This is a genomic window from Rhizobium sp. BK512 (assembly GCF_014194915.1).
Lineage (GTDB): Bacteria > Pseudomonadota > Alphaproteobacteria > Rhizobiales > Rhizobiaceae > Rhizobium.
Window position 1 is genome coordinate 423,946 of record NZ_JACIAS010000007.1, and the last position, 25,520, is coordinate 449,465.

A 25,520-nucleotide genomic window follows, 5' to 3' on the forward strand; every position below is an offset into this window, starting at 1 on the left:
ATTTCCGTTGCCGGGCATCTGGAGATCTCCTGATGCCGGCTCATTCCGCAGGATCTGACATGTTCGACATCATCTGGCGCTCCGTCGTCATCGGCATCGGGGCAACCATCCTCATGGATCTCTGGGCGATCTTGCTCGCAAAGCTCGGCGTGACGCCGTCGCCGAACTGGGCGCCGGCCGGCCGCTGGTTCTGGCATCTCGGCAAGGGCAAGGTCTTCCATGACAATATCGGTGACGCCGCGCCATATGCCAGCGAGCTGGCGCTCGGCTGGATCGGTCACTATGTCGTCGGCATCCTCTACGGCATCCTGCTGGCGATCTTTGTCGGCCCGGCCTGGTTTGCCGCCCCGACATTCCTGCCGGCCTGGATCCTCGGTATCGTCACCGTCGGAGCGGGCTGGTTTCTGATGCAGCCTGGCCTCGGCCTCGGGTGGGCAGCTTCGAAGACGCCGAACCCTACCAAGGTTCGCGTGCTTAATTTGCTGGCCCACACCGTGTTCGGTTTCGGCCTTTACGCGACCGCGCTGATTATTCGCTAAGGATTACCAGCGCGTCGGTTCGCCGGGCGCTGCCGGTTCGACGGCCAACGCGTGAAGCCCGGCATCCAGTTCGGGCTTCAGGAGGTCGGTGATTGCCCTATGCCGCTGCAGCCGAGACATGCCGACGAATTTTGCAGAGACGATGCGCACCCGCATATGTGTCTCGCCCGCGCCTGTGATGTCCGGCTGGTGGCCGGCATGCAGATGGCTCTCGTTGATGACGGAAAGGCGTTCGGGTGCGAAGGTCGCCTTGAGCTTCTCTTCGATGCTGGTCTGGAGTGTCATCACCGGGTCTTCTGAGTTCACGAAAAAGGTTCCCACCAAGCCAGCAACATTCCCGTTTGTCAATTCTTGTTGTCATCGGTCTGCAGCCCCATAATTAGCGCCGTCATGAGACTTGATTCCAAATACTTCGATCGCATCCGTACGCGCCGCAGGCGAGAGCAGGAGCCCGAGCAGGCGCCTCCAACTTGCCAGTGGGACGGCTGCGACAAAAAAGGCACGCATCGCGCTCCTGTGGGACGCAATGCGGAAGGCCAGTTCTTTTTGTTCTGTTTCGAGCACGTCAAGGACTACAACAAGGGATACAATTATTTCTCCGGCCTCTCGGACGGCGAAATCGCGCGCTACCAGAAGGAGGCGATAACCGGTCATCGCCCCACCTGGACGGTCGGTGTCAACAAGGATGCCAAGAACAGCCCGCTGCATGCCGAAGTTCGCTCCGGCTCCTATTCACGCGTGCGTGATCCCTTCGGCTTCGTGAAGGAAGGCGGCGGCAAAGGCAGCGGCCCGCGTTTCCCGCAGGCCCGCAAGCTGAAATCGCTGGAAGCCAAGGCTTTCGATACGATGGGACTTGCGGCGAACGCCACCTCCGCCGAGATCAAGAGCAAGTACAAGGAACTGGTCAAGAAGCATCACCCCGATGCGAATGGCGGCGATCGCGGCTCGGAAGAGCGTTTCCGCGCCGTCATCCAAGCCTATCAATTATTGAAGCAGAACGGTTTTTGTTAATTCCCGTCCTTGCTCTTGAGCTTCAATCGGGTATGGTCCTCATCGGCTGAGGCCGCAGGCAACCGCGGCATACATATTTGTGCGTTTTCCCGACATCGCCTCTGCCGACCTTCCGGACGCGGCGTTTCTTGTCCGGGACTCTTTCAAGAATGCTCGCCAGCGGTCATCATCCCGCCGAGGTTTCGTTTCAGTCCCGGAGAAGTATCGCCGACGTTCCAACCTGACGGGCGCGGGACAAATATCGCGGCGTCGCGGTTGTGAAATGGCCTGAGACAGTATGGTCGGGTGCCACCGCCCGCCTTGGAGACATGATGAGCAAGATCGAACTTGATATTTCCGAACTGCCCGATACCACCGTTTCGGTCCGTGAGGCCTTCGGCATCGATTCCGACATCCGCGTTCCCGCCTACAGCAAGGGCGACGCCTATGTGCCTGATCTCGATACCGACTACCTCTTCGACCGTGAGACGACGCTCGCGATCCTCGCAGGCTTTGCCCATAACCGACGCGTGATGATTTCAGGCTACCACGGCACGGGCAAGTCTTCGCATATCGAGCAGGTCGCCGCGCGCCTCAACTGGCCGTGCGTGCGTATCAACCTCGACAGCCATGTCAGCCGTATCGATCTCGTCGGCAAGGATGCAATCGTCGTCAAGGATGGCTTGCAGGTCACCGAATTCAAGGACGGCATCCTGCCCTGGGCCTACCAGCACAATGTCGCACTCGTTTTCGATGAATACGATGCCGGCCGCCCGGACGTGATGTTCGTTATCCAGCGCGTGCTGGAATCCTCTGGTCGCCTGACGCTGCTCGACCAGAGCCGCGTCATTCGCCCTCACCCGGCCTTCCGCCTGTTTGCGACTGCCAACACGATTGGCCTCGGCGATACGACGGGCCTCTACCATGGCACGCAGCAGATCAACCAGGCGCAGATGGACCGCTGGTCTATCGTCTCGACGCTGAATTATCTGCCGCACGACCACGAAGTGAATATCATCGCCGCCAAGGTGAAGAGTTTCGGCAAGGACAAGGAAGGCCGTGATACGGTTTCCAAGATGGTCCGCGTCGCCGACCTGACACGCGCTTCGTTTATGAACGGCGATCTGTCGACCGTCATGAGCCCGCGTACCGTCATCACCTGGGCCGAGAATGCCGAGATCTTCGGCGACATCGCCTTTGCCTTCCGGGTAACCTTCCTCAACAAGTGCGACGAGCTTGAGCGTCCGCTGGTGGCCGAGCATTATCAGCGCGCCTTCGGTGTAGAGCTGAAGGAAAGTGCAGCCAACATCGTGCTGGGGGCATAAGGCCAGTCGATCATGGCATCTCGCGGTGACAATTCGAAAGCAAAGCCCGGCGCGCCTGTCGATGTCGAGCCGTTGCGGCGTGCGATAACCGGTTGCGTGCGCGCAATCGCCGGTGACGACCAGGTCGAGGTGGCTTTTGCCAATGAGCGTCCCGGCATGACGGGCGAGCGTATCCGTCTGCCGGAGCTTTCCAAGCGGCCGACAGCGCATGAGCTGGCAGTGACGCGTGGGCTTGGCGATTCCATGGCGCTTCGTATCGCCTGCCACGACGAGAAGGTCCATTCGACCATGGCGCCGCAGGGCTCCGATGCTCGGGCGATCTTCGACGCTGTCGAACAGGCGCGGGTGGAATCGATCGGTTCGCTGCGCATGGAAGGCATGGCTGCAAACCTGCGTTCCATGACGGACGAGAAATACGCGAAGGCGAATTTCTCCGGCATCGAACGACAGGAAGATGCGCCGATCGGCGAGGCTGTCGCCATGATGGTGCGCGAGAAGCTCACCGGTCAGAAGCCGCCGGCCTCGGCTGGCAAGGTGCTCGACCTGTGGCGTTCCTTCATCGAAGACAAGGCCGGCAGCGAGCTCGACAATCTCTCCGGCGTCATCAACGACCAGCAGGCCTTCTCGAAGGTCATCCGCAATATGCTTTCAGCCATGGAGATGGCTGAGGAATATGGCGATGACGACAGCAATTCGGATGACGACGATCAGTCCAACGACAATGATCAGCCGACCGGTGACGAGCAGAACGAGGATGAAGTCGACGAGGATGCCGGCAGCGATGCCGCACCTGTCGAGGACAGCGAAGTCTCCGATGAGCAAATGGAGGACGGCGAGACTGAAGGCGCCGAAATCTCCGACGACGACATGATGGAAGAGGGCGAGGACGATTCCGAGACGCCGGGCGAAACCCGCCGTCCGAACACGCCGTTTGCCGATTTCAACGAGAAGGTCGATTACCACGTCTATACGGAAGAGTTCGACGAAATCATCACGGCCGAAGAGCTGTGCGATGCCGCCGAACTGGAGCGCCTGCGCGCCTTCCTCGACAAGCAACTGGCGCACCTGCAGGGCGCTGTCGGTCGCCTTGCCAACCGTCTGCAGCGCAAGCTGATGGCGCAGCAGAACCGTTCCTGGGATTTCGATCTCGAGGAAGGCTATCTCGATACCGCCCGTCTGCAGCGCATCATCATCGACCCGACGCAGCCTCTCTCCTTCAAGATGGAGCGCGATACGCAGTTCCGCGATACGGTCGTGACGCTGCTGATCGACAATTCCGGCTCAATGCGCGGCCGGCCGATCACGGTTGCGGCGACCTGCGCCGATATTCTGGCGCGCACGCTCGAACGTTGCGGCGTCAAGGTGGAAATCCTCGGCTTCACGACGAAGGCCTGGAAGGGCGGTCAGGCGCGCGAGAACTGGCTTGCGAATGGCAAGCCGCAGACACCAGGCCGACTCAACGACCTGCGCCATATCGTCTACAAGTCTGCCGACGCCCCGTGGCGGCGCGCGCGCAGCAATCTCGGCCTGATGATGCGAGAAGGCCTGCTCAAGGAAAACATCGATGGCGAGGCGCTGATCTGGGCGCACAATCGCCTGCTGGCACGGCGCGAACAGCGCCGCATCCTGATGATGATTTCAGATGGTGCGCCGGTCGATGATTCCACGCTGTCGGTCAATCCGGGCAATTATCTGGAGCGACACCTGCGCGCCGTGATCGAGCAGATCGAGACGCGTTCTCCGGTCGAGCTTCTGGCAATCGGCATCGGCCATGACGTCACGCGCTACTATCGCCGTGCCGTGACGATCGTCGATGCCGACGAGCTTGCCGGCGCCATGACCGAGCAGCTAGCCGAATTGTTTGAGGATCATGCCACACAGCCGCGCGGTGGCCGTCTGCGCCGCGCCGGTTGATATAGTCTCGGGGAAGCTCCGTATGGCGTTTGAAAACCTGTCTCGCGTGGCTCTGGTCGCCCTCTGCCTCGCGACAGGGTACTCAAGCGCGCAAGCGGGTGCGGGCGAGCCTGCGAAGATCGTCAGCCGCAAGATTTCGGATTTCCATATCGGTCGCGACGAAACCCGTTTCGGTCCGCTGGAGTTTATCGGCGGGCTGGAGATGGTGTCGAGCAATTCGCTCTTCGGCTCGCTTTCTTCCATCCGCATGCGCCCTGACGGCAAGAGTTTCGTTGGCGTTCTCGATACCGGGCACTGGCTGACGGGCAGCATCGAACGCGATGCCAATGGCAGGCTCTCCGGTCTTTCCGGTGTCGAGATCACGCCGATGCGGGATCGGGTCGGCCGGACCTATGAGGGTAAGGGACATATGGATGCCGAGGGCCTCGCGCTGGATGGCGACCGGCTTCTTGTGTCCTTCGAACAGTATCATCGCGTCGACGTCTATCCGGATCCAGGTTTTCTCGACTCACGATCCCTGTCGACGGTCGGGATCCTCGTTCCCCGAGATGAGATGCGGTCGAACCGTGGAATTGAAACTGTCGTCGTGGCCCCTGCCTCAGGCCCGCTGAAGGGCGCGCCCCTGATCGTGACCGAGCGTAGCCTGGACGAGGACGGCAACCGGCTTGCGGCTATTCTGGACGGGCCGTTGAAAGGGCAGTTTACCGTCGAGCAGGACGGCAGCTTCGATGTGACTGACGGCGCCTTCCTGCCGGACGGCGATCTGCTTCTTCTGGAGCGGCGCTTCAACATGGCCGAAGGCATCGGCATGCGGATCCGCCGTATCAAGGGGGCGGATATCAAACCTGGCGCCATTGTGAATGGGGAACTGCTCGTCGAGGGCAATTTCAACTACAACATCGACAATATGGAAGGGATCGATACCTTCCAGGCAGCCGATGGCACGACGCATGTCATCCTGGTGTCTGACGACAATCACTCCATCCTTCAGCGCAATCTGATGCTGGAGTTCAGACTGATCGATTGAGTGGCCGTCGAATGGCTGTCACAACTCTGCGCTATTCGGTCCGTCCCTTGCGGATATCACCCCTTACGAGAGCGTATCATGCACATCCATATCACGGGCGCTTCGGGCTCCGGCACGACCACGCTCGGCCTGGCGCTGGCCGACATACTCGGCATCCGCCATCTCGATACCGACCATTTCTTCTGGATGCCGACCGATCCGCCCTTCACGACGCAGCGCGAAGTGAGCGCTCGCGTCGCGATGCTCCAACAGGAAGCGCGGCCCGATGCTGGCTGGGTGCTTTCCGGCTCGGCCCTGAAATGGGGTGCGGACTTCGAGCCGCTTTATGATCTGGTGGTTTTCCTGACGATCGATCCAGTCTTGCGCATGGAGCGCATCCGCATGCGCGAGGATTCCCGCTATGGCGAGCGGATCAGGCCCGGCGGCGACATGGCCGTGCAAAGCCGCGCCTTCATGGATTGGGCCCAGAGCTATGATACGGCCGGACCGGAACACCGCAGCCTCGTTGGGCATGAAGAGTGGCTAAGGACCGTGACGAGGCCAGTCCTGCGCCTCGACTCATCGCGTCCCCTGGGAGATCTTGTTGCTGACGTACTGAACCACCCGGCGGTGATTGCAAAGCGCCCTCGGGCTTCGTGAATCCGTGGCCGGTGCTGGTTGCTATCGGCGCTCGGACTGGCTGCAGCAAAGCCTGCAGCCAGTCCGTCCAGCATTCATGGTCAGAGCGTTTTCCTGGGTCGCTCGACCAGAAACAATGTCCATCCAAGCGGGAGCAGGGTGACGGCTGATCGTGCGGCGGTATTTACCGTGCCGCAGCGGACTGCATCGGACGCAGCACGTTCATGAGTGCGCCGTAGGGCAGCAGCATTACCAGGCCGACAAGCATCTTCACCAAGAAATCACCCAGTGCCCACGAGATCCAGCGTGGGGCTTCCGTTGAAAGGACACCGAGGATCGGTGCGTTTTCCAGCGCGAACGGTTCGTTCGGGCCAAGGAAGACAAAGAAGGCGGCGAAGGACAGCGAGAAGAACATCACCGTGTCCAGCGCCGAACCGATCAACGAGCCGACGAGCGGGGCGCGCCACCAGGCCTGACGGCGTAGACGGTTGAAGACGGCGATATCGAGAAGCTGGCCAGCAAGATAGGCCGAGCCGGAGGCGATCGCGATACGCGGAACCGAGGTGAAGAAGGAAAGGGCGACACCGACGACAAAGCCGGCGAAAACTACTTTACGCGCAGCCTGTGGGCCGAACTGGCGGTTCGTCAGGTCGGTGATCAAGAAGGCGATCGGATAGGAGAAGGCGCCCCAGGTCAGAATGTCGGCAAGATTGATACCGGCAATCGTGGCGTTCAGCGGAAACTGGACGAGAAAATTGGAGGCGACGACGACAAGCGTCATCAGGGCGACATAGGCCAACGTATAGCGGGTCTTCAGCATTTTTTTATCCTGGGTGATGCCACCAGTTGGAGTAAAATTTAGGCCTAAAGGCTGGCAAAGCAAAAGGCCTGTCCGGATGTTATCCGTGCAAGCCTTTTGAAGCTTTCGAAAGACGTCGTCGAAGCTTAGGCTGCGACAGCAGCGGCTTCAGCGGTCTTCTTGACGATCTGACGGCGCAGCAGACGAGCGCGCATCGAAAGTTCGTTTTCGCTAGCCTTCAGCAGGAAGGCATCGAGGCCGCCACGATGCTCAACGGAACGAAGAGCAGCAGCCGAAACGCGAAGACGGTAACGCTGACCGAGCGCGTCGGAGATCAGCGTAACCTGGCACAGGTTCGGGAGGAACCGGCGCTTGGTCTTGTTGTTGGCATGGCTGACATTGTTACCAGTCAGGACTGCCTTGCCGGTCAATTCGCACATGCGGGACATGGAACACCTATTCTTGTTTTTCTCGGGCCATTGGATGACAATCCGGCAACAACCAGCTGCGCAATCCATCAGGCCATGATTGGAAAGTTGCGGTTCTATAGTCAGACAGGCCGCGCCCGTCAAGCCAAACCTTGGCCTTTCCCGCAATTCTGTCAAAAAGCTGCTGTTTTCTTCGCGTTGCGGCAGGAGTATAGACCGCAATGCAAGGGCGCAAGCGGCCCAGCAAGACAAGGCTCTCACTATGGCTCATCTCGGCAGACGAATAACGGCTTCGGCATTTGCGGCGCTTCTGGCCTTGCCAGCGGGTGCAAGCGAGATACAGCACCGTACGGAGTATAAGGTCGCCCTTGCAGGGCTGACGATCGCGCGGGCAGCCTTCCTGACCAAGATCGAAGACGATCACAGCTACAATATTGACGGGGATATCAAATCGGCCGGTCTTGCCGATCTCGTCACCGATATTCTTGCCAAGACCAGTGTCAGCGGCGTGGTGCGAAACGACCGCTTGCAGGCAGCAAAATACGTTCTCTATTACAAGACCGGCAAGAAGGTGCGGACCTATGAGGTCAGCTATCGCAACGGCAATATCGTCTCTGCTACCACCACTCCCGAGCCGCGGCGGCCAAAGAACTGGATTCCGGTGACGCAGGGCGACATGCGCTCCGTGCTCGATCCGATTTCTGGCCTGATCTTCACTGGCGATACCAATGTGTGCGCCCAGAAACTGCCCATCTTTGACGGCGAGACGCGGATGGACCTCGTGCTTTCGCCGAAAGGCGACGAGGATTTCTCGACGGATGGGTTCAAGGGCAAGGCGACCGTCTGCAGCGTACGCTTCATTCCGCGCTCCGGCTACAAGAAGGGCCGCAAGGATCTCGACTATCTCAGCAAGAGCAATCGTATGGAGATCTGGTTTGCCAAGGCTGAGGCGGCGAATGTATATGCTCCGGTCTACGTCCGCATTCCCACGGAATACGGAACGGTGACAATCACTGCTGTGAAATACGGCGTGTGAGCAACTGACGGAGCTTTGACAAGTCTCCGCAAGGGGGACAGGTGAAACTTCGGGCAACGCTGATCGGTTTTACGGCCATTCTGATGTGGTCGTTCCTGGCACTCTTTACGGCCGCCTCCGGCAAGATGCCGCCGTTCCAGCTTTCCGCCATCTGCTTTGCCATCGGCAGTATTCCCGGCATTCTCGTGCTCGCCTTCAACCCGTCGCGCATCGCGCTCCTGAAGCAGCCGGCAAAGGTCTGGATAACAGGCATTGCCGGTCTGTTCGGCTACCACTTCCTCTACTTCACTGCACTGAGAAATGCGCCGGCGGTTGAGGCTGGGCTGATTGCCTATCTGTGGCCGCTGCTGATCGTCGTCGGTTCGGCGCTGCTGCCGGGCGAGAAGCTGCGCTGGTACCACATCGTCGGCGCTCTGGCGGGGCTGTGCGGCACCTTCCTGATTGTTGGGCGCAACGGCATCGATTTCGACGGCGCATATGCGGTCGGTTATGGCGCGGCCTTCCTCTGTGCCTTCACCTGGTCCGGCTATTCACTGCTGACGCGGCGTTTCGATGCTGTCTCGACCGATGTGGTCACCGGCTTCTGCCTTGCGACATCAATTCTTTCGCTGCTGTGCCATCTGGGACTGGAGACGACGGTCTGGCCGCAAACGGGCTTCGAATGGATTGCGGTGGTCGGTCTCGGTCTCTTTCCGGTCGGCGCGGCCTTCTATGCCTGGGATCACGGGGTCAAGAACGGTGATATCCAGATTCTCGGCGCTGCAAGCTATGCCGCACCGCTGCTTTCGACGCTGATACTGACAGTCTTCGGAATTGCCGAACCGAGCTGGCGTATTGTGCTCGCCTGCCTGCTGATCACGGGTGGCGCGGTGCTCGCCGCACAGGAGATGTTCCGCCGCAAGCCACAAATGCAGCCTGTGGCGGAGCAGATCTAGGAACCGGGTTTCCAGTCGGGCGGCGCCATTTCGAATTTGGAGAATTCGAAGCCGGGCGCAACCGTGCAGCCGACCAGCGTATAGTCGCCCAGGGTTTCGGCCGATTGCCACCAGTTGGCGGGAATGATTGCCTGCGGCCGCTCGCCGCCGGCGATATCCGTGCCGAGTTTCAGCGTCTCGCTGCTGCCACCATCTTCGGAACGATGGAGAGCCAGCGGCGCGCCGGCATAGTAGTGCCAGACCTCCGCAGCGTCATGCACGCGATGCCAATGCGAGCGCTGCCCTTTGGCCAGCAGATAATAGATTGCCGTCGAATGGCCGCGCTCGCCGCCATTCGTGTCGCGGAAAGTCTGGACATACCAGCCGCCTTCGGGATGCGGCTGCATGCCGAGCTCGTGGATAATCTCCTCGGGGGACAGGTCCGTGCCAGCCATGTCCTAGAAATTGTCCTTGCGCTTGCGGATTTCGGCGAAGACCTCTTCGTTGGTCTTTCCTTCCATCAGCAGATTGCGGCGGATGGCAGGATCGGCGGCGCGCAGGAAGGGGTTGGTTTCCTTTTCGAGCCCCAGCGTCGTCGGAATGGTGAACTTGCCTTCGGCCCGCAGCGCTTCGATTTCTGCGGCGCGGCTCTTCAGGCGCTCGTTGTCAGGGTCGATGGTTACCGCAAAACGGGCGTTCGAGAGCGTATATTCGTGGCCGAAATAGACGGTGGTCTCATCCGGAAGGACGGCAAGCTTCTGCAGTGAGTGCCACATGTCGGCGGCCGGCCGTTCGAACAAGCGGCCGCAGCCGAGCGCAAAGAGCGTATCGGCTGCGAAGAGCAGCTTGTCGTCGGGGAAGTGGTAACAGATATGGCCTGCCGTGTGGCCGGGCGTTTCGATGACATTGACCGTGTGGTCGCCAAAGAGGAAGCTGTCGCCGTCGCCCATCGTCTTGTCGAGGCCGGGAATGGCTACAGCCTCGTTGATCGGGCCGATGATCTCAAGGCCGTATTGTTCTTTCAGCGCCAGATTGCCTTCCACATGGTCGATGTGGTGGTGGGTCGTGAAGATATGGGTGATGTTCCAGCCGCGGCGCGCAGCAGCGGCTTCGACAGCTGCCGCATCGGGCGCGTCGATCGAAGCGGTCTGCCCAGTCTCCGTGTCATGGATCAGAACACCGAAATTGTCGCTGCGGCAGAGAAAAACATCTAATTCCAAAGGTTTCATCGCTCAAATAGTCCCTTATCCCTCGAACTGACCGGGAATGTAGAGGTTCCGGCCTTGAAGTCCAACCGGTCATTGATAACATTTGAGATAATGCACGCCGATATCGTCGATCTTCGCCAATTCTATCATTCCGAGCTTGGGCGCATGGCCGAGCAGTCGATTGCCATGGCGCTATCATCGCTGTGGGTCCGGCTGCCGCAGGAGCGGCTTGTGGGCATCGGTTATTCCGTGCCCTTCCTCGACCGGTTCCAGGCCGATACGGAACGCACCTTCGCCTTCATGCCGGCCGGGCAGGGGGCGGTGAACTGGCCTGTCGGCTCGCTCTCCTCCACTGCGCTGATCTTCGACGAGGAGTTGCCGCTGCCGGATTCTTCGATCGATCGCGTGCTGATGGTGCATTCGCTAGAATTTGCGGAAAGTCCGCGCGAGACCCTGAAAGAGCTCTGGCGGGTGCTGGCGCCCGGCGGACGCCTCGTTATCGTCGTGCCGAACCGGCGCGGTGTCTGGGCACGGATGGAACATACGCCTTTCGGTTCGGGCCGGCCCTATTCGCGCGGTCAGCTGACCCATCTGCTGCGCGAGACCAATTTCACGCCAGGCGCCACGGCCGAGGCTCTGTTCTTTCCACCGTCGAAACTGCGTGCCGTCTTGCGCCTGCGCCGCGGTTTCGAGCGGATCGGCCGCGCACTCTGGCCGGCTTTTTCCGGTGTCATTATCGTCGAGGCACAGAAGCGGCTTTATCAGGGCCTGCCGGTTGCTGCCCGCGCGTCCCGACGTGTCTTCGTGCCGGTGCTCGCGCCGCACGGCGTGCCGACGACGCGCAGCCGCTAGCACACCGCAGTACTCGACAAAAACGCCATTCCGCTTTAATGCCACTCGAGTCTTTCGCCGGCTTTCCGGCGATTTCGAAGGTCGATCCATGAGCGTTGAGATGAGCAAACCCGTTCCGCGTCCCGGTATTCTTGATATCGCTGCCTACGTGCCGGGCAAGGAACATGCGCCGGGTGTCGCCCGCGTCTACAAGCTCTCCTCCAACGAGACGCCGCTCGGCGCGAGCCCCAAGGCAATCGAGGCATTCAAGGCAGCCGCAGGCAATCTTGAGCGTTATCCAGATGGACAGGCTCGTGAGCTGCGCGAGGCGATTGCTTCAGTGCATGGCCTCAACCCGGCAAATATTCTGTGCGGCAACGGCTCCGATGAGCTGCTTGCGCTGCTCTGCCATGTCTATCTCGGCTCCGGCGACGAGAGCATCGTCACCGAACACGGTTTCCTGATCTACAAGATCCAGACCATGGCGGCGGGAGCGACGCCTGTCGTGGTCAAGGAAAAGGATCATACGGTCGATGTCGATGCGATCCTTGCGGCGGTGACCGAGAGGACGAAGATCGTCTTCATTGCCAATCCTGGCAATCCGACCGGAACCTATGTCCCGGTCAGCGAAATCCGCCGCCTGCAGGCTGGGCTGCCGCAGCATGTCATGCTCGTGCTCGATGCGGCCTATGCGGAATATGTCCGTCGCAACGATTACGAATCCGGTATCGAGGTCGTTTCCTCGAATGCCAATGTCGTGATGACCCGCACGTTCTCGAAGGCTTATGGCCTTGCTTCCTTGCGTATCGGCTGGATGTACGCGCCGGCTGCGATCGTCGATGCACTGGACCGCGTGCGTGGGCCGTTCAACATGAATGCTCCGGCCATTGCGGCGGGGGCCGCGGCGATCCGCGACCAGGCTTTCATTCAGGAGGCCGTGTCCTTCAACCGGATGTGGATCGAGAAGCTGACGGATGCATTTCAGGCGCTCGGCCTCAAGGTTACGCCCTCGGTGACCAATTTCGTTCTCATCCATTTTCCCGATGTGGATGGAAGGCGCGCAGCGGATGCCGATGAATTCCTGACCAGCCGCGGTTATATTCTGCGTGCGGTGCGCGGCTATGGCTTCGCCAATGCGCTGCGCATGAGCGTCGGTCCGGAAGAGGCCAATCGCGGCGTCATCGAAGCACTTGGCGAATTCATGGGACGCAAGGCATGACTGTGCAGTTTGATCGCATCACCCTCATCGGCATCGGCCTGATCGGCTCTTCGCTCGCCCATGACATCAAGCGTCTGGGCTTGGCCAAGGAAGTGGTCGTCGCCACGCGCAGTGCAGAGACGCTGAAGCGGGCCGAGGAGCTTGGTCTTGGAAACCGCTATACGACCTCCTCGGCCGAAGCGGTCAAGGATGCCGATCTCGTCATCGTTTCGGTGCCGGTCGGTGCCTCCGAAAGTGTGGCGAAGGAAATTGCCGGCACGCTGAAGCGCGGCGCCATCGTCACAGATGTCGGCTCGACCAAGGCGTCTGTTATCGCGCAGATGCAGCCGCATATGCCTGACCACGTGCATTTCATTGCTGGTCATCCGATTGCCGGTACGGAAAAGTCCGGTCCGGATGCCGGATTTCCGGGCCTTTTCGAAGGGCGCTGGTGCATCCTGACGCCGCTCGAAGGAACTGATCCGACAGCGCTGAAGACGCTGCGCAATTTCTGGGAAACACTTGGCTCCCGAGTAGACGAAATGGACGCCCAGCATCACGACAAGGTGCTCGCCATCGTCTCGCATCTCCCGCATCTCATAGCCTACAATATCGTTGGCACGGCCGACGATCTGGAGACGGTGACGGAATCGGAAGTCATCAAATATTCCGCCTCCGGCTTTCGCGATTTTACCCGACTTGCCGCATCCGACCCGACGATGTGGCGCGATGTCTGCCTGCATAATCGCGACGCGATCCTGGAAATGCTGGCGCGATTCTCGGAAGACCTCGCCTATCTGCAGCGGGCGATCCGCTGGGGTGAGGGCGACAAGATTTTCGAATTGTTTACTCGCACCCGCGCGATCCGCCGCTCGATCGTCCAGGCAGGCCAGGATGTGGATGCGCCGGACTTCGGTCGCCCGCACCCGCTGGAAAAGAAATAGTCATGGTGGAGATCGCCAAGGCTGGCCAGTCGGACAAGGAGTGGCTGCTTCGCGAGGATCATCGCGTTGGCGAAACCTGGGTTTCGCGTTGCATCGACCTCGGCGAATATTTGATTGCCCGCGAAGAGGGCGAGATCGTCGGCTTCCTGCGCTTCTCCCGCTTCTGGGGCAGGATCCCCTATATGGAGATGATCCGCGTTCTGGATGGCCATCGCCGGTCCGGCGTCGGCACGGCGCTGTTTCTCATCTGGGAAAAGGAAATGCGCGACAGCGGCGCGCGCCTTTTGATGACCTCGAGCGAGTGCGATGAAAGCCGTCCGCAGGATTGGCATCGCCGTAATGGCTTTTCTGAAACCGGGTCGATCGAACTGCCCGGCATTCAGCTGGTGCCCGAGGTCTTCTTTCTCAAGAAGCTCGATTAAACCGGTGGGATCTTGCCGAGAGGGATAAAGCCGCTCACCGTCGCATTTCCGTGATCGACGACGAGATCGACCGACACCTTGTCGCCTCCGCCGGCAAGCGCCTTCAACAGCTTGGTTGCGGTATCGACCGTCGAGGCGATATCGGGGAAGGCCTCTTTGATGGTCTTACCCCAGGGACCGAGCTGTTCGATCTCCAGCTTGAACTTGCCTGACAGGAAGCCGTTCTCGTCGAAGGTGAAGGGGCCGGAGACGGTCATCACCTTGCCATCGCCGATGTCGGCGACGATGCGGCGGAGTTGGCCCTGAGAGCCGTGGATGCCTTGTTCGTCAGTGCCGTCGATCATGCCGGCCCTTCCAATCAGCGTCAGGTCGGCGCTGGCGGAGAACTTCGGGAAGATCTGCGGCCAGTCCTTGAGGATCGCATTGGCGTTTTCGACCGAGATCGCGCCGTCAAGATCCGCTCCGTTCTGCCGAAGGTGGATTTCGGTGCGGGCGGCATCGAAATTGACGGTCTGTCCGGTAAAGGACGAGATGGTGACGGCCTTGAGCCCGTTGATAACGGTCGAGGTGCGGTCGATGCCCTGCGCCTTGGTGACGAGGCTCGATTGCAGATTGTCCCATTGGGCATTGATGGTCAGGCCCTGCGCGGTGCGGATTTCAGCCGGCGAGTCGAGTTCCCAGACGATATGGCCGGGGGCATAGACCTGGGCAGCAGAACGAAGCGCGCCGAAGGTGGCCGAGATGCCGTTGACGTTGTCGTCCACATCCACCTTGGAGCAGAAAAGCCCGATGCGGAAAGGAAAGCCGCGGAATTCGATATCGGAGCACTCGCCGCTGACGCCGGTGTCTGCGCGGGGAGCAATCGCGCTCAGCACGGTCTGTTTCAGCGCAGAGGCTGCATAGAACCAGCCGCCCGTATAGAGAGCGATCACCAGAAGGATAGCGCCGCCCAGCAACCAGAATTTCTTACCGCTGTTATATTGGCCGCTGCCGGATTGGCTTGACGCTGCCATGATGTTCTCCAATGGTGAGAGCGAAATCTGATTTGATCTGGCGTGCGATATGGACGAATTTTGGGTATTTGGCTACGGCTCGTTGATGTGGAATCCGGGCTTCGAATTCGTCGAGCGATCGCAAGCCCTGGTTTACGGCTATCGGCGCTCTCTTTGCGTCCGCTCCTTCGTACATCGCGGCAGCCGGGAAAACCCCGGTCTCGTTCTCGGCCTCGACAGAGGCGGCGCCTGCCGCGGCATGGCTTTTCGCGTGGCGCCGGATAAGTGGGATGAAGTGATCGACTACCTGCGCGCCCGCGAACTCGTCACCAATGTCTATCTCGAACGGCATCTGCCGCTGCAGCTTCCGGATGGCCGTAGCGCGCGCGCTGTCGCCTATGTGGTCGATCGCGCCCATGAGCAATATGCCGGCGCACTCGACGCATTCGCTGCGGCACGTGTCGTCAACGTCTCGGTCGGCCAGTCGGGGCCGAACGATGCCTATGTCTTCAACACGCTCGCGCATCTCAAGGAGATGGGCATTCGCGACCAGTGGCTGGAGCAGGTCGCAGAGGAAGTCACGCGGCTGCGGGCTGCAGCTTAAGCCGTGACCGCTTTTGCCTTGCGCAACTCGGCCAGCCGTTCTGCCGCTGTCGGCGGCAACGGCACATGCGGGTTGCGTTCGACCGTATCGATCAGGAGCTGATCGCTGGCGCTTTCCGTCACGTCGATCAGATGGGCGAAGAAAGCGTCAGGATCCATGCCGGGCATGATGGGCGGCAGGATCTGTACCTTGAAGTGACCGGGATAGCGCATGGTGCTGCGGCGCGGCCAGAACAGACCGGGATGCATCACGATGGGTACGACCGGCAGCTGCAGGTCGCGGTACATGCGGGCGATGCCGTATTTGTACAGCGGCTCGGCACCTGGCGGGCGGCGTGTGCCCTCAGGGTAGATGATGAGCTGGCGGCCGGTGGCAAGCTCTTCCTTGGTGCGTTTCAGGACCTCGACCATCACCTTGCCGCGGGCGCCGCGGTCGACCGGGATCATTCGCTGCTTCTTGGCGTACCAGCCGAAGAGCGGGATCCACATGAGTTCGCGCTTGAGGATGTAGACCGGATCGTCGAGGTTGGGCAGCAGCGCATATGTATCCCAGAAGGACTGATGCTTCGGCGAAATGATGTAGCTGCCATGGGGCAGGTTCTCGATGCCCTCGATCTCGAAGGTCGTTCCCACGATCACCCGCATCAGCCAGTGGTTCGAGCGCGCCCAGTTCTTGGGAACGCTGTAGGCGAGCTTGCGCGGAATGATGAAGTAGATCGGGGAGAGCACGATCATCCGCAGGATGAGGTTTGCATAGAAGATCGTGTTGAACAGAACGGAACGCAGGGCGATCATGAAACTTTCCCGAGGCACGGTCACGGGACCGGCCTACACGATATTGCCCGTCGGAAAAAGCGTCTGATTGCCTGAGCGCGCAAAAGTCTCAGCTTTGGCCCGCCAGGCTGGCGGAACGCAGGCCCGTATGGCGCAGGCCGACAATGTTGCGTGCACCGGCCAACAGGACCTTGGCATATTCGGCCAGCATGACGCGCAAGGCGTTCGGGTCAGTGAACCAATCGCGCGTCTTCAGATCGGAATTGACGACAGGATAGGCGATGAATTGGGTGTCGGGATCGACATAGGCGAGTTCGGCGAGGCTGCGCGGCATGTGGTAGTTGTTGGTGACGACGAGGATGCTCTTATAGCCCCTGGCATGAATCCAGTTCGACGCCTCCTCAGCATTGCCGATCGTATCGAGCGCGTCGTAGCCTATGTCGACACAGCAGGAAAAGAGATCGGCAGAGCCTTGGGTCATCCTGCGGATCTGCGCTGGCGTGGTGGAGGGATGCGCGCCCGAGATCAGCAACCGCTTGCCCGCACCTTTCTGCAGGAGCTCGACGGCTTGATCGATACGCTGGTAGCCCCCGGTCAGCACGATGATCGCGTCCGCCCGCGGCTCGGCAGGTGGCTTCAGGGTCGTCACCGAATCGGCAAAACGCAAAAAACCGCCGAAGATCAGCGCAGCAATCAACACGCAGGAAAAGCCCGTCCAACGCAAGACGCGACGGATCGGGCTACGCCGCGCCGAGACGCTCTCGGGGCGTTCAATCTCCGGGTCCGGGCGAATCGGATTGCGTGTCGTATGGCCCATCGTCATGAGTCGTGATTATACGCTGATTGCGGCGCAGAACAGACGCTTTCATGGCAAATCGGCATGCTGCGACTAATTCACGATGCCGTCCGCGCGCGTCGGATCGGAACGCAATGTATCGATTTCATAGATCGTGCGCATGACAGTGAGCCGCGCCGTCAACGTCGTGAGCAACGCAATCACGATCATCGTCGCCAAGATGCCGAGATAGCCGAGGGCACCGACCGAAAAAGTGCCGAAGAGGGCCGTTGCCTGATCGGTCTCCGGCGTGGCGATCGTCCTGCTCTGCAAGAAGCCGGCGCCGGCAAAAAAGAGGGCGGCCAGCGCACTGCCGATTGCCGAACCCTTGAGGCTGATTTTCAGGAAATGCTTCTGGAATTCCGTCGCGACGAACGAGCTCTCGGCACCGACGAAATGCAGGACTTCGACGATGTGGCGATTGCCGGAGAGTACGCCGCGCGTGGCAAAGACCACCGTCAGTACCATGGCGGCGAAAACGAGCAGCAGAATGCCGGTGCCGATCATGACCGTCGTGCGAGCCATGGCAACCAGCCGGTCGACCCAGGTACGGTGGTCATCAAGGAAGGCTTGCGGGATACTTTCCTTCAGAAGGTCGCGCATCGCCGCAAAGTCGGGTGGATGGCTCTCGTCGATGGTGATGATCACCAGACGCGGCACGGGAAGTTCCTTGATGTCCAGACCGCTGCCGAGCCACGGCTCCAGAAGGCGAGCAGTGGCGGCTTCATCGACGATCTGACCGCTCTTCGTGCCAACGAAGGTGAGCGCGATATCGCGGGCCTGAACGAGGGCCTTTTCCATGTCCAAGTTATCGTCGGGCTTGATCTGGATGGTGACTTCGCGGGAGATCTGGCTTTCCCAGCTTGCTGCAGTCGAACGGACCATGCTGACGCCACCGAGTGTCAGGCAGGCAAGGAATGCCATGATGGCGATGACAACCATCAGTGCATTGCCCTGGATGTTCGATGGCGGCAGGATCGGTGCCGTGGGGCGCACGCGCATCTCCGGCCGCTTGGGCTGCTGGGCAGGGGCAGCGGCGGGCGCCTTTGCGCGGGTCCTGGTGGGCGGTTTAGTCATAAATATCGAGATGCCCTTCCGAGAGGATCATGCGGCGGGCTTCCACCTGGTCCATCAGCGAGAGATCGTGAGTGGCAATCACCACCGCGGTGCCTAGGCGATTGAGCTCCATGAAGAGGTTCAGCAGGCGCTTGGCCATCGGCGGATCGACATTGCCGGTCGGTTCGTCGGCAAGCAGCACTTCCGGCCGGTCCATCAGTGCGCGGGCGATTGCTGCGCGCTGCTTCTCACCGCCCGAGAGCACTGGTGGCAACACGTTGATGCGTTCGCCGAGGCCGACCCATTTCAAAAGTTCCAGCACATCGGTCTTGTAGGTGCTCTCATCCTTGCCGCGCACGCGTAGCGGCAGGGCCACATTCTCATAGGTCGTCAGATGGTCGAGAAGGCGGAAATCCTGAAAGACGATGCCGACCCGGCGGCGCAGCAGCGGCAGCTCGGGCCGCGGGATCTCGGATATGTCGCGCCCGAACATGCGGATCAGGCCGCGGGTCGGCTGCAGCGACATGAAGAGCAGGCGCAGGAGCGTGGTCTTGCCGGCGCCGGACGGGCCAGTCAGAAACTGGAAGGACTTTTTCGGGATGTCGAAAGTCAGGTCCCGGAGGATTTCCGGGCCCATACCATATCGCAAACCGACATTCTCGAAGTGGATCAACGGGGCAGCTCAGTCTTTCGTGGTTTCGCCGCATGACTTGTTAACCAACACCGTTAACAGCGGGTAAATTTTGCCGGAAAGACGCCCGTTTGATGGCGATCTTTGCGAAGCATTAACCATTGAAATTTACGACTGGGCTGGATTCGTTTCAATGCCAAGATTGTCTTGGGCAGCGAAACCATGTGGACATCCGAGAGGTCGCCACCATGGAAGCATCCTACTTCAGAAGACAGGCCGCCGGCCAGACCTATGATTTTCTGCCGCCGGATCCGGTTATTCGCCAGCCTCGGCGCATGCCGCGCAGAGATGACGTTGCCGATGCCGAGTTCGTTGTTGTCGGCAAAGCACGGCAGCAAGGTGGGTCCGGCAATGCCCGCGATACGACCCACAATCCCCGTCGCAGCGCCCCGCCCAGGGACCAACCTCCAATGCCGCGTTCTACCGTCACCGCGGTCGTGCGCAACATTGAGGTCTGGCTACAACAGGCGTCGCTGCAGGGCTTTGCTGCATTGGTCGCCTCGCTCTTCGTGCTGGTGTTCGGACTTGCCGGTGGATTTTCGTTTCTTTCGGAAAGTGGAGGGCCGCCGGCTGCTGCGCTCCACTTCTCGCATGTGACGATTACCCCACGCGACGCCAATGGCATGCGCATCCTGCTGATCAATGGCATCATCGAGAACGACAGCGGCGTGACGCAGCAGGTCAAGCCGATCCGCGCTGATCTCGTCACCGACGACAGATTGACCGCCAGTATTGTCATCGAGCCACCGGCCGATGCCATTTATGCAGGTCAGAGCCGTGGCTTTTCAGCCCGTGTGCAGCATGTCGGCGGAAAGGTGCCGGATCTGCGGCTTTCCTTCATGCCCTGAGCGCCAGGGGCGTTTTTGAGTTGATCGACGGGAAAACGTGCTTCTGCGGGGTGTTTCGCCGGGATTAATGTGCTAACGGCTTACCCTTCATTTTACGGAGCAAGCCTTTATGCCTGTCGTGCGCGGAAAAAACATCGAACCGCTCTTCACTGCCGAGCAGATCGCCGAGCGCAATCATTCCCTGGCGCAGGATATCGCAGCCGGTCCGACCAAGGACCTGCTGGTCATCGCCGTGCTCAAGGGTTCCTTCATTTTTGCGGCCGATCTGCTGCGCGCCCTGCATGATACCGGCCTTGCTCCCGAGGTCGAATTCATCACGCTTTCGAGCTATGGCGCGGGCACGGTTTCGCAGGGCGTGCGCATCGTCAAGGATATCGACAGCGACGTGAAGGACCGCGATGTCCTGCTGATCGACGACATTCTTGAATCCGGCCGTACGCTGCGGTTTGCCAAAGAGCTGCTCTATGAGCGCGGTGCGCGCAACGTGACGATCGCCGTGCTGCTCGACAAGCGCGTGAAGCGCAAGGAAGAACTGGAAGCGGACTATGTCGGCTTCGAATGCCCCGACTATTTCGTGGTCGGCTACGGCATGGATGTCGCCTATGCCTTCCGCGAGCTGCCCTTCGTCGGCGTGGTTACCGGTGACGCATAAGCCGTCCTGCTTCAAGACGGCTTGTTAACCATTCCGTCGATCGGCCTGACATGTTTACCGATCGAAAAGGAACCGCATGCGATCTCCGTCGCGGGGCATGACGACGGAGCAATGCACAGATGGCAAAAATTCTGATCACGGAAGACGAGGATTCCCTTCGTACTTTCGTAGCCCGGGCACTACGCCTCGACGGTCATGAGACCGATGAAGCCGCCGATGGGGCGGAAGGGCTGGAAAAGCTGAAGGGCGGCAGCTACGACCTGCTGCTTTCCGATATCCGTATGCCGGTCATGGACGGCATCGAACTGGCGCATCAGGCGAAGGATGCCTTTCCGGCGCTGAAAATCCTGCTGATGACGGGTTATGCCGAACAGCGCGAACGCGCTGACGATCTGGCTGAAAAAATTATCGATGTCGTGCCGAAACCGTTCGCCTTGCCTGACATCCGCAAGGCCGTGGCGCGCGCCCTGGTCGCATAACATCTTGCGGCGCGGCGTGCCCAAAAGGCACGCCAACCACCCTCACTCCTCTCAGCATCACTGAATATCCAGCAGCCGCTCGAGATATTGACGCTCGATCGCCTGGGTCGGATTGTTCCCGAGCTTTTCGCGGATGGCGTCGAGAATCTCCCGGGCACGCTGGACGTCGATCTCGTCGGGTATCTTCACGTCGTTGTTCATATCGGGGCCGAGATCGGTCTGGCGCGGGCGGCCGAGCGGATCGCGGCCGTTCTGGTTGCCCTGGCCGAGCTGGCCGTTGGGCCCCTGTTGTCCTTGCTGACCCTGCTGTGCCTGCATCATCTGGCTCATCATGTCACGCGCGCCCTGCCGCAGGGCTTCTAGAGCCCGTCCCTGGCCTTCCACAGCGCTGCTGCCGTTGCCCTGGCCGAGGTCGCGGCCGGCGCCTTCCATTTCCCGCTGCGCCTGACCGAAGCCTTCGCCAGGCTTCATACCCATATCGCTGAGGCTCTTCTGCAGTTCCTGCAACTGCTTGCCAAGCGCATCCTGCTGGGAGCGCAACTGCTTCAATGCGTCACGCAGCTGCTCGGCCGTCATCTGGTCACCGGGCTGCTGGCCTTGCTGCTGCTCCTGCTGGCCCTGCTGCTGTTGCTGCTGGCCTTCCTCGCCCGGCATCATGTCGTCCATGTTGGGGTCACCGCGCTGCATGCGGTCGCGAAGCTGCTGGTCGAGACGGAACGTCTCGTCCATCAGCTTCTGCTGGTCGCGCAGGATCTTGCCGAGCTTGTCCATCTGCTGCGTCAGCTGGCTGTTTTCCTGCTGCTGGCCGCGTTGCGGGCGGGCTGTCTGCAGATTGTTCATCAGTCGCTGCAGTTCTGACAGCATCTGCTGGGCGGCATCACGATTGCCGGAGCGCGCCAGGTTTTCGATCTGGTCCATCATGCGCTGCAGATCCTGCTGGCGCAGGAAATTCTGGGCATTCTGGTTCGGCTGCATCGGCATGTTCTGCAGGCGCTGGGCGAGCTCGTTCATGTAGTCCTGCATCGCCTTGCGCAGTTCATCCATCAGCTTCTTGATTTCGGCATCAGGAGCATTGCGGTTCAGTGCATCGGCAAGGTTCTGCTGGGCGTCGCGCAACCGCCGTTCGGCCAGCGAAAGATCCCCTTCCTCGATACCGAGGGCGATGTCCCAGAGATATTGGGCGGTATCCTTGAGCTGCTCATCACCTTTGGCGATTTTCATGCGGGTCAGCGCGGACTCGATCAGCAGGAAATGGGTGGTGTTCGGGATCGTCTCCTCGGGCCGGATCGTCAGGGCTTCGTTGAGCGCGATTGCTTCCTTCATCTTGCGAGTATCGAGAGCAAACGTCTGGCGCTCTTCGGCGACGGCTGCAGCCAGCGGCTCGCTGAAGGGGCGCGACGGCATGATCATTTCATAGGGCGGGCTGCGACCCGTCTGTCCGGCGGCGTCCTTGGCGACGAGCATGATGCGTACGCGTTTGCCGGCCAGCGGATGCTCGGTCAGGTTCTTGCTCGTCAGGCCCTTGCCGTCACGCGCATTGCGGCGAGGAATGTCCAGCCGGAATTCCGGCAGCGGATAGAGCGGCGTTGCGGCCGGGTCGGATTCGACCGGCACGATCTCGGCATGAGCCTCTTGCACGCCGTAATCGTCCTTCACCGTAAAGCCGATCTCCAGAGCACCATTGACGGCGCGGCGCGGCATGCCGTCGAAGGCGATTTCCGGGGCCTTGTCGGGCAGCACGTCGAAATTCCAGGTGCGGCCGTTCGCTTGCAGTGCGCCGTTTTCCTCGAGCTTCATGATGTGCGTCTGCGCCATCAGTTGAGGTGCGACCGGCGCACCGCCCGAGGGCTGTTCGGTATTGGGATTTGCGGCCGGTTGCGGCCGGGTGTCTTCCTGAACAGCAATTTCGTGGCTTTCGCCGTTGGCCTTCCTGAACAGCACCTTCTCGTCCGATTGACCGCCGCTGACACGCACCGTCAGGCTGGAAAACTGCGGAACGCCGATCGGTGTCTGTTCACTGCCATCGGCCGTCAGATAGATCGGCGCGCGGCCGGTATAGGAAGGTGGGGTCACCCAGGCGTCGATACGCACGGCCGGATTGCTCGTAACCTGTGCGGGCGCAGGCTCAAATGCATCGGCGACGGAACCGCCGTTGATCGACAGCGAATAACCGAATGCTGTGACGACAAGCAGTGCCGGAATGGCGCGCAGTGCGAAGCGGTCGTACCGCGCGATATCGGGTCGCGGCAGACCGGCGTCCAATGTCGCGATCTTCCGCGCCATGCGCGTCTGGTGTTCACGCCACAGGGCGCGGGAGAAGGGTGTGTCGAAGGCGGGCTCATCCTCCTGCACCATGACCGGCTGATGCGGCAGGCCATTGCGCTCTTCCAGCATGCGGTCGGCGTCGACAACGCGGGGCCAGCGAAGATTGCGGAACGGCAGGAGGGAAACGAGGAAGCCTGCAGCAAAGACGGTCAGGAAGAGGATGCGCAGCCAATCGGGTACGATGCGGAAGAAGCCGAACCAGGAGACCGAGAGATAAATCGCCACAACGGAAAGGGCGGGTACCAGCAGCGGAAGAACCTGCTCGGCAAGAAGCACGATCCGCGCGAGGAAACGTTTTGCTGCCACAAGCCGCGCAAGAGAGGGTTGAAGCGCGAATGCGCCTTTCTTCTGCCTTGCGGGGCTTGTCATCAATCCGGTCTCCGCGATCTGGCGTTCAGGGAACAGAGGGCGCTTCCGGCGATTGCTGGGCAATACGCTCACGAAAGAAAAGGATAACACTCTTTGTGGCGAAGGCGAGGGCGAGGGCCCTTCAATACCGGTTTTTCACGTGCGGTCGCCAAAAAGTGATTGCGACCTTTAGTCCAGCCAGGCCGGGACGGAATCGAGACTGATCAGCTCCGAATAGGTGCGGCGGGGGCGAATCACATGGAATTCGTCGCCCTTGACCAGAACTTCAGGCACGAGAAGGCGGCTATTATAGGTGCCCGCCTGGACTGCGCCGTAAGCGCCGGCCGTGCCGATGGCCAGGAGGTCGCCCGGCTTCGGGGTCGCCATTTCGCGGTCGAGCGCGAGGTAATCGCCGGTCTCGCAGACGGGGCCGACAACATCGGCCCGGATGCGCGGCGCGTTGGCAGCCGAAATCACCACGGGGCGGATCTCGTGATAGGCCTCGTAGAGTGTCGGGCGGATGAGGTCGTTCATCGCGCCGTCAACGACCACGAAAGTCTTTTCGCCGCCGTCCTTCAAATAGATGACCTCGGTGACGAGGATACCGGCATTGCCGACGAGCAGGCGGCCCGGCTCAGTGACGATCTTGCAGTTCAGAGAGCGAAGCTGGTTCTTGACGACAGCGGCATAGGCTTCCGGCGAGGGTGGCGGGTTGTTGTCGTCCTTATAGGGGATGCCGAGACCGCCGCCGATATCGACGTGATGGATATCGTGACCATCGGCGCGCAACGTGTCGACCAGATCGTGCAACAGCTTGAACGCATCGTCGAAGGGCTGCAGCTCAGTGATCTGGCTGCCGATATGCATGTCGATGCCGGTAACCTCGATCCCGGGCAGGCTGGCGGCGCGAGCATAGATCGTGCGGGCGCGCTCCCAGGAGATGCCGAACTTGTTTTCCTTCTTGCCTGTCGAAATCTTCGCATGGGTACGGGCGTCGACATCCGGATTGATGCGGAAGGAAACAGGCGCCTTCTTGCCGGCGCGCACGGCACGCTGGTTGAGAACTTCGAGTTCCGGTTCGGATTCGACGTTGAAGCAGTAGATACCGGCTTCGAGTGCGTAGTCCATCTCATTCGGTGTCTTGCCGACGCCGGAGAACATGATGCGGTTGGCGGGAATTCCCGCGGCAAGCGCGCGGCGCAGTTCGCCCTCAGAAACCACGTCAATGCCGGCACCGAGCCGGCCGAGCGTTTTCAGCACGGCCTGGTTAGAATTGGCCTTCATTGCGTAGCAGACCATGGAATCGACATCGCCGAAGGCGTCGGCGAAGACGCGGTAATGGCGCTCGAGCGTTGCAGTCGAATAGACGTAGAAGGGCGTACCGACCGCTTTGGCGATCTCGGGAACGGGAACGTTCTCGGCGTAGAGAATGCCGTCGCGATACTGAAAATGGTTCACTGGAGTCCGGCCTTAGAGAAGGGGATCGAGAATAAAGGGCTTGTCGACGGAGCCTGGCCGTTGCGTCGGTTTGGAAACATCGCCGCCCTTTGTCGCGTTTGCGCTCGGCGGATCGAGGTCACCCTTGCGACCACACCCGGCAACGGCGAGGCCGATGACGGCAAAAACCACCGTAAGTCGGATGAAATGCGGCAAGCTGGTCTGCATGGATATCCTCGTATCGGACACTGGGCGGGCACTGACTGGCATCTTCATAGCGAAGTTTG

At 60.5% G+C, this 25,520-nt stretch carries 29 protein-coding genes; 16 read left to right on the forward strand and 13 right to left on the reverse strand.

Going from position 1 to position 25,520, the window contains the following annotated elements; all coding sequences use genetic code 11:
- Positions 1-59 precede the first annotated feature (59 nt).
- Positions 60-539: a DUF2938 domain-containing protein gene (locus FHX06_RS25390; RefSeq protein WP_112545556.1), complete on the forward strand. Its 480-nt coding sequence runs from the start codon at positions 60-62 to the stop codon at positions 537-539.
- 3 nt (positions 540-542) lie between these two features.
- Here FHX06_RS25390 and FHX06_RS25395 read toward each other — a convergent pair whose 3' ends face one another.
- Positions 543-824: a BolA family protein gene (locus tag FHX06_RS25395; RefSeq protein ID WP_112545555.1), complete on the reverse strand. Its 282-nt coding sequence runs from the start codon at positions 822-824 to the stop codon at positions 543-545.
- Between the two features lie 105 nt (positions 825-929).
- Between FHX06_RS25395 and FHX06_RS25400 the strand changes: the two genes are divergently transcribed.
- From FHX06_RS25400 to FHX06_RS25420, 5 genes are all read left to right on the forward strand, one after another.
- On the forward strand, positions 930-1,550 hold the full coding sequence (locus FHX06_RS25400) for a J domain-containing protein (RefSeq protein WP_112545554.1): 621 nt from the start codon (positions 930-932) through the stop codon (positions 1,548-1,550).
- Positions 1,551-1,861: 311 nt separating this feature from the next.
- Complete coding sequence (cobS, locus tag FHX06_RS25405; RefSeq protein WP_112545553.1) at positions 1,862-2,854, forward strand: cobaltochelatase subunit CobS; 993 nt, start codon at positions 1,862-1,864, stop codon at positions 2,852-2,854.
- A 12-nt stretch (positions 2,855-2,866) separates the two neighbouring features.
- Positions 2,867-4,768 carry a cobaltochelatase subunit CobT gene (gene cobT / locus FHX06_RS25410; RefSeq protein ID WP_113209694.1) on the forward strand — a complete coding sequence of 634 codons (1,902 nt, stop codon included), beginning with the start codon at positions 2,867-2,869 and terminating at the stop codon, positions 4,766-4,768.
- A gap of 22 nt (positions 4,769-4,790) precedes the next feature.
- Entirely contained in the window at positions 4,791-5,795 is a 1,005-nt protein-coding gene (locus tag FHX06_RS25415; protein ID WP_113013242.1) for an esterase-like activity of phytase family protein, read from the forward strand.
- Positions 5,796-5,870: 75 nt separating this feature from the next.
- Positions 5,871-6,434 (forward strand): AAA family ATPase, encoded by a 564-nt coding sequence (locus FHX06_RS25420; protein WP_113209835.1) that lies wholly within the window; start codon positions 5,871-5,873, stop codon positions 6,432-6,434.
- A 163-nt stretch (positions 6,435-6,597) separates the two neighbouring features.
- On the opposite strand, the gene FHX06_RS25425 is transcribed toward FHX06_RS25420, so the two are convergent.
- Entirely contained in the window at positions 6,598-7,233 is a 636-nt protein-coding gene (locus FHX06_RS25425; protein WP_112970876.1) for a VUT family protein, read from the reverse strand.
- A 125-nt stretch (positions 7,234-7,358) separates the two neighbouring features.
- Positions 7,359-7,661: a 50S ribosomal protein L28 gene (gene rpmB / locus FHX06_RS25430; protein ID WP_112545549.1), complete on the reverse strand. Its 303-nt coding sequence runs from the start codon at positions 7,659-7,661 to the stop codon at positions 7,359-7,361.
- Between the two features lie 241 nt (positions 7,662-7,902).
- Between rpmB and FHX06_RS25435 the strand changes: the two genes are divergently transcribed.
- Together FHX06_RS25435 and FHX06_RS25440 are read left to right on the forward strand one after the other, a co-directional pair.
- Positions 7,903-8,676, forward strand: coding sequence for a DUF3108 domain-containing protein (locus FHX06_RS25435; protein ID WP_112545548.1), 774 nt, complete (start codon positions 7,903-7,905; stop codon positions 8,674-8,676).
- 41 nt (positions 8,677-8,717) lie between these two features.
- The gene (locus tag FHX06_RS25440) at positions 8,718-9,611 is read left to right on the forward strand and encodes a DMT family transporter (protein WP_113204383.1); all 894 of its coding nucleotides are present in this window, start codon (positions 8,718-8,720) and stop codon (positions 9,609-9,611) included.
- On the opposite strand, the gene FHX06_RS25445 is transcribed toward FHX06_RS25440, so the two are convergent.
- Together FHX06_RS25445 and gloB are read right to left on the reverse strand one after the other, a co-directional pair.
- Positions 9,608-10,030 carry a cupin domain-containing protein gene (locus tag FHX06_RS25445; protein WP_113204437.1) on the reverse strand — a complete coding sequence of 141 codons (423 nt, stop codon included), beginning with the start codon at positions 10,028-10,030 and terminating at the stop codon, positions 9,608-9,610. The genes FHX06_RS25440 and FHX06_RS25445 overlap by 4 nt on opposite strands.
- 18 nt (positions 10,031-10,048) lie before the next feature.
- Complete coding sequence (gloB, locus tag FHX06_RS25450; RefSeq protein WP_112545546.1) at positions 10,049-10,819, reverse strand: hydroxyacylglutathione hydrolase; 771 nt, start codon at positions 10,817-10,819, stop codon at positions 10,049-10,051.
- Between the two features lie 54 nt (positions 10,820-10,873).
- On the opposite strand from gloB, the gene FHX06_RS25455 reads away from it, so the two are divergent.
- The 4 genes from FHX06_RS25455 (at position 10,874) to FHX06_RS25470 (ending at position 14,193) form a co-directional block, all read left to right on the forward strand.
- Complete coding sequence (locus FHX06_RS25455; RefSeq protein ID WP_112545545.1) at positions 10,874-11,650, forward strand: class I SAM-dependent methyltransferase; 777 nt, start codon at positions 10,874-10,876, stop codon at positions 11,648-11,650.
- 100 nt (positions 11,651-11,750) lie between these two features.
- Positions 11,751-12,848 carry a histidinol-phosphate transaminase gene (hisC, locus tag FHX06_RS25460; RefSeq protein WP_183881270.1) on the forward strand — a complete coding sequence of 366 codons (1,098 nt, stop codon included), beginning with the start codon at positions 11,751-11,753 and terminating at the stop codon, positions 12,846-12,848.
- Positions 12,827-13,771, forward strand: coding sequence for a prephenate/arogenate dehydrogenase family protein (locus FHX06_RS25465; RefSeq protein WP_312866594.1), 945 nt, complete (start codon positions 12,827-12,829; stop codon positions 13,769-13,771). The genes hisC and FHX06_RS25465 overlap by 22 nt, the downstream gene beginning before the upstream one ends.
- 2 nt (positions 13,772-13,773) lie before the next feature.
- Positions 13,774-14,193 (forward strand): GNAT family N-acetyltransferase, encoded by a 420-nt coding sequence (locus tag FHX06_RS25470; RefSeq protein ID WP_113144853.1) that lies wholly within the window; start codon positions 13,774-13,776, stop codon positions 14,191-14,193.
- Here the strand turns inward: FHX06_RS25470 and FHX06_RS25475 are convergent.
- Positions 14,190-15,206 (reverse strand): DUF2125 domain-containing protein, encoded by a 1,017-nt coding sequence (locus tag FHX06_RS25475; RefSeq protein ID WP_183881272.1) that lies wholly within the window; start codon positions 15,204-15,206, stop codon positions 14,190-14,192. The genes FHX06_RS25470 and FHX06_RS25475 overlap by 4 nt on opposite strands.
- Before the next feature lie 49 nt (positions 15,207-15,255).
- On the opposite strand from FHX06_RS25475, the gene FHX06_RS25480 reads away from it, so the two are divergent.
- Entirely contained in the window at positions 15,256-15,789 is a 534-nt protein-coding gene (locus FHX06_RS25480) for a gamma-glutamylcyclotransferase (RefSeq protein WP_113144851.1), read from the forward strand.
- Here the strand turns inward: FHX06_RS25480 and FHX06_RS25485 are convergent.
- The 4 genes from FHX06_RS25485 to ftsE form a co-directional block, all read right to left on the reverse strand.
- Positions 15,786-16,583, reverse strand: a complete 798-nt coding sequence (locus tag FHX06_RS25485; protein WP_112545539.1) for a lysophospholipid acyltransferase family protein — start codon at positions 16,581-16,583, stop codon at positions 15,786-15,788. The two genes, FHX06_RS25480 and FHX06_RS25485, sit on opposite strands and share 4 nt — an antisense overlap.
- A gap of 88 nt (positions 16,584-16,671) precedes the next feature.
- Positions 16,672-17,385 carry a YdcF family protein gene (locus FHX06_RS25490; protein WP_112545538.1) on the reverse strand — a complete coding sequence of 238 codons (714 nt, stop codon included), beginning with the start codon at positions 17,383-17,385 and terminating at the stop codon, positions 16,672-16,674.
- Between the two features lie 66 nt (positions 17,386-17,451).
- Positions 17,452-18,474 (reverse strand): cell division protein FtsX, encoded by a 1,023-nt coding sequence (locus FHX06_RS25495; RefSeq protein WP_113208554.1) that lies wholly within the window; start codon positions 18,472-18,474, stop codon positions 17,452-17,454.
- The gene (gene ftsE, locus FHX06_RS25500) at positions 18,467-19,126 is read right to left on the reverse strand and encodes a cell division ATP-binding protein FtsE (RefSeq protein WP_007825071.1); all 660 of its coding nucleotides are present in this window, start codon (positions 19,124-19,126) and stop codon (positions 18,467-18,469) included. The genes FHX06_RS25495 and ftsE overlap by 8 nt, the downstream gene beginning before the upstream one ends.
- A 206-nt stretch (positions 19,127-19,332) precedes the next feature.
- On the opposite strand from ftsE, the gene FHX06_RS25505 reads away from it, so the two are divergent.
- From FHX06_RS25505 to FHX06_RS25515, 3 genes are all read left to right on the forward strand, one after another.
- Positions 19,333-19,992: a hypothetical protein gene (locus FHX06_RS25505; RefSeq protein WP_183881274.1), complete on the forward strand. Its 660-nt coding sequence runs from the start codon at positions 19,333-19,335 to the stop codon at positions 19,990-19,992.
- A gap of 109 nt (positions 19,993-20,101) precedes the next feature.
- A complete protein-coding gene (gene hpt / locus FHX06_RS25510) occupies positions 20,102-20,644 on the forward strand; it encodes a hypoxanthine phosphoribosyltransferase (protein WP_112545535.1) in 543 nt (180 codons plus the stop codon).
- 119 nt (positions 20,645-20,763) lie between these two features.
- Complete coding sequence (locus tag FHX06_RS25515) at positions 20,764-21,123, forward strand: response regulator (RefSeq protein ID WP_112545534.1); 360 nt, start codon at positions 20,764-20,766, stop codon at positions 21,121-21,123.
- A gap of 57 nt (positions 21,124-21,180) precedes the next feature.
- Here FHX06_RS25515 and FHX06_RS25520 read toward each other — a convergent pair whose 3' ends face one another.
- The 3 genes from FHX06_RS25520 to lptM form a co-directional block, all read right to left on the reverse strand.
- Positions 21,181-23,817 carry a TIGR02302 family protein gene (locus tag FHX06_RS25520; RefSeq protein WP_183881276.1) on the reverse strand — a complete coding sequence of 879 codons (2,637 nt, stop codon included), beginning with the start codon at positions 23,815-23,817 and terminating at the stop codon, positions 21,181-21,183.
- 168 nt (positions 23,818-23,985) lie between these two features.
- Positions 23,986-25,254, reverse strand: a complete 1,269-nt coding sequence (lysA, locus tag FHX06_RS25525) for a diaminopimelate decarboxylase (protein WP_113209687.1) — start codon at positions 25,252-25,254, stop codon at positions 23,986-23,988.
- Positions 25,255-25,266: 12 nt separating this feature from the next.
- Complete coding sequence (gene lptM / locus FHX06_RS25530; RefSeq protein ID WP_112545531.1) at positions 25,267-25,461, reverse strand: LPS translocon maturation chaperone LptM; 195 nt, start codon at positions 25,459-25,461, stop codon at positions 25,267-25,269.
- Positions 25,462-25,520: the final 59 nt, after the last annotated feature.

Bases quoted from the DNA above. Each gene is read 5' to 3' on its own strand.
- FHX06_RS25390 (WP_112545556.1), top strand. From the start codon at position 60: ATGTTCGACATCATCTGGCGCTCCGTCGTCATCGGCATCGGGGCAACC.
- FHX06_RS25395 (WP_112545555.1), bottom strand. From the start codon at position 824: ATGACACTCCAGACCAGCATCGAAGAGAAGCTCAAGGCGACCTTCGCA.
- FHX06_RS25400 (WP_112545554.1), top strand. From the start codon at position 930: ATGAGACTTGATTCCAAATACTTCGATCGCATCCGTACGCGCCGCAGG.
- cobS (WP_112545553.1), top strand. From the start codon at position 1,862: ATGAGCAAGATCGAACTTGATATTTCCGAACTGCCCGATACCACCGTT.
- cobT (WP_113209694.1), top strand. From the start codon at position 2,867: ATGGCATCTCGCGGTGACAATTCGAAAGCAAAGCCCGGCGCGCCTGTC.
- FHX06_RS25415 (WP_113013242.1), top strand. From the start codon at position 4,791: ATGGCGTTTGAAAACCTGTCTCGCGTGGCTCTGGTCGCCCTCTGCCTC.
- FHX06_RS25425 (WP_112970876.1), bottom strand. From the start codon at position 7,233: ATGCTGAAGACCCGCTATACGTTGGCCTATGTCGCCCTGATGACGCTT.
- rpmB (WP_112545549.1), bottom strand. From the start codon at position 7,661: ATGTCCCGCATGTGCGAATTGACCGGCAAGGCAGTCCTGACTGGTAAC.
- FHX06_RS25435 (WP_112545548.1), top strand. From the start codon at position 7,903: ATGGCTCATCTCGGCAGACGAATAACGGCTTCGGCATTTGCGGCGCTT.
- gloB (WP_112545546.1), bottom strand. From the start codon at position 10,819: ATGAAACCTTTGGAATTAGATGTTTTTCTCTGCCGCAGCGACAATTTC.
- hisC (WP_183881270.1), top strand. From the start codon at position 11,751: ATGAGCAAACCCGTTCCGCGTCCCGGTATTCTTGATATCGCTGCCTAC.
- FHX06_RS25470 (WP_113144853.1), top strand. From the start codon at position 13,774: ATGGTGGAGATCGCCAAGGCTGGCCAGTCGGACAAGGAGTGGCTGCTT.
- FHX06_RS25475 (WP_183881272.1), bottom strand. From the start codon at position 15,206: ATGGCAGCGTCAAGCCAATCCGGCAGCGGCCAATATAACAGCGGTAAG.
- FHX06_RS25480 (WP_113144851.1), top strand. From the start codon at position 15,256: ATGGACGAATTTTGGGTATTTGGCTACGGCTCGTTGATGTGGAATCCG.
- FHX06_RS25485 (WP_112545539.1), bottom strand. From the start codon at position 16,583: ATGATCGCCCTGCGTTCCGTTCTGTTCAACACGATCTTCTATGCAAAC.
- FHX06_RS25490 (WP_112545538.1), bottom strand. From the start codon at position 17,385: ATGACGATGGGCCATACGACACGCAATCCGATTCGCCCGGACCCGGAG.
- FHX06_RS25495 (WP_113208554.1), bottom strand. From the start codon at position 18,474: ATGACTAAACCGCCCACCAGGACCCGCGCAAAGGCGCCCGCCGCTGCC.
- FHX06_RS25505 (WP_183881274.1), top strand. From the start codon at position 19,333: ATGGAAGCATCCTACTTCAGAAGACAGGCCGCCGGCCAGACCTATGAT.
- hpt (WP_112545535.1), top strand. From the start codon at position 20,102: ATGCCTGTCGTGCGCGGAAAAAACATCGAACCGCTCTTCACTGCCGAG.
- FHX06_RS25515 (WP_112545534.1), top strand. From the start codon at position 20,764: ATGGCAAAAATTCTGATCACGGAAGACGAGGATTCCCTTCGTACTTTC.
- FHX06_RS25520 (WP_183881276.1), bottom strand. From the start codon at position 23,817: ATGACAAGCCCCGCAAGGCAGAAGAAAGGCGCATTCGCGCTTCAACCC.
- lptM (WP_112545531.1), bottom strand. From the start codon at position 25,461: ATGCAGACCAGCTTGCCGCATTTCATCCGACTTACGGTGGTTTTTGCC.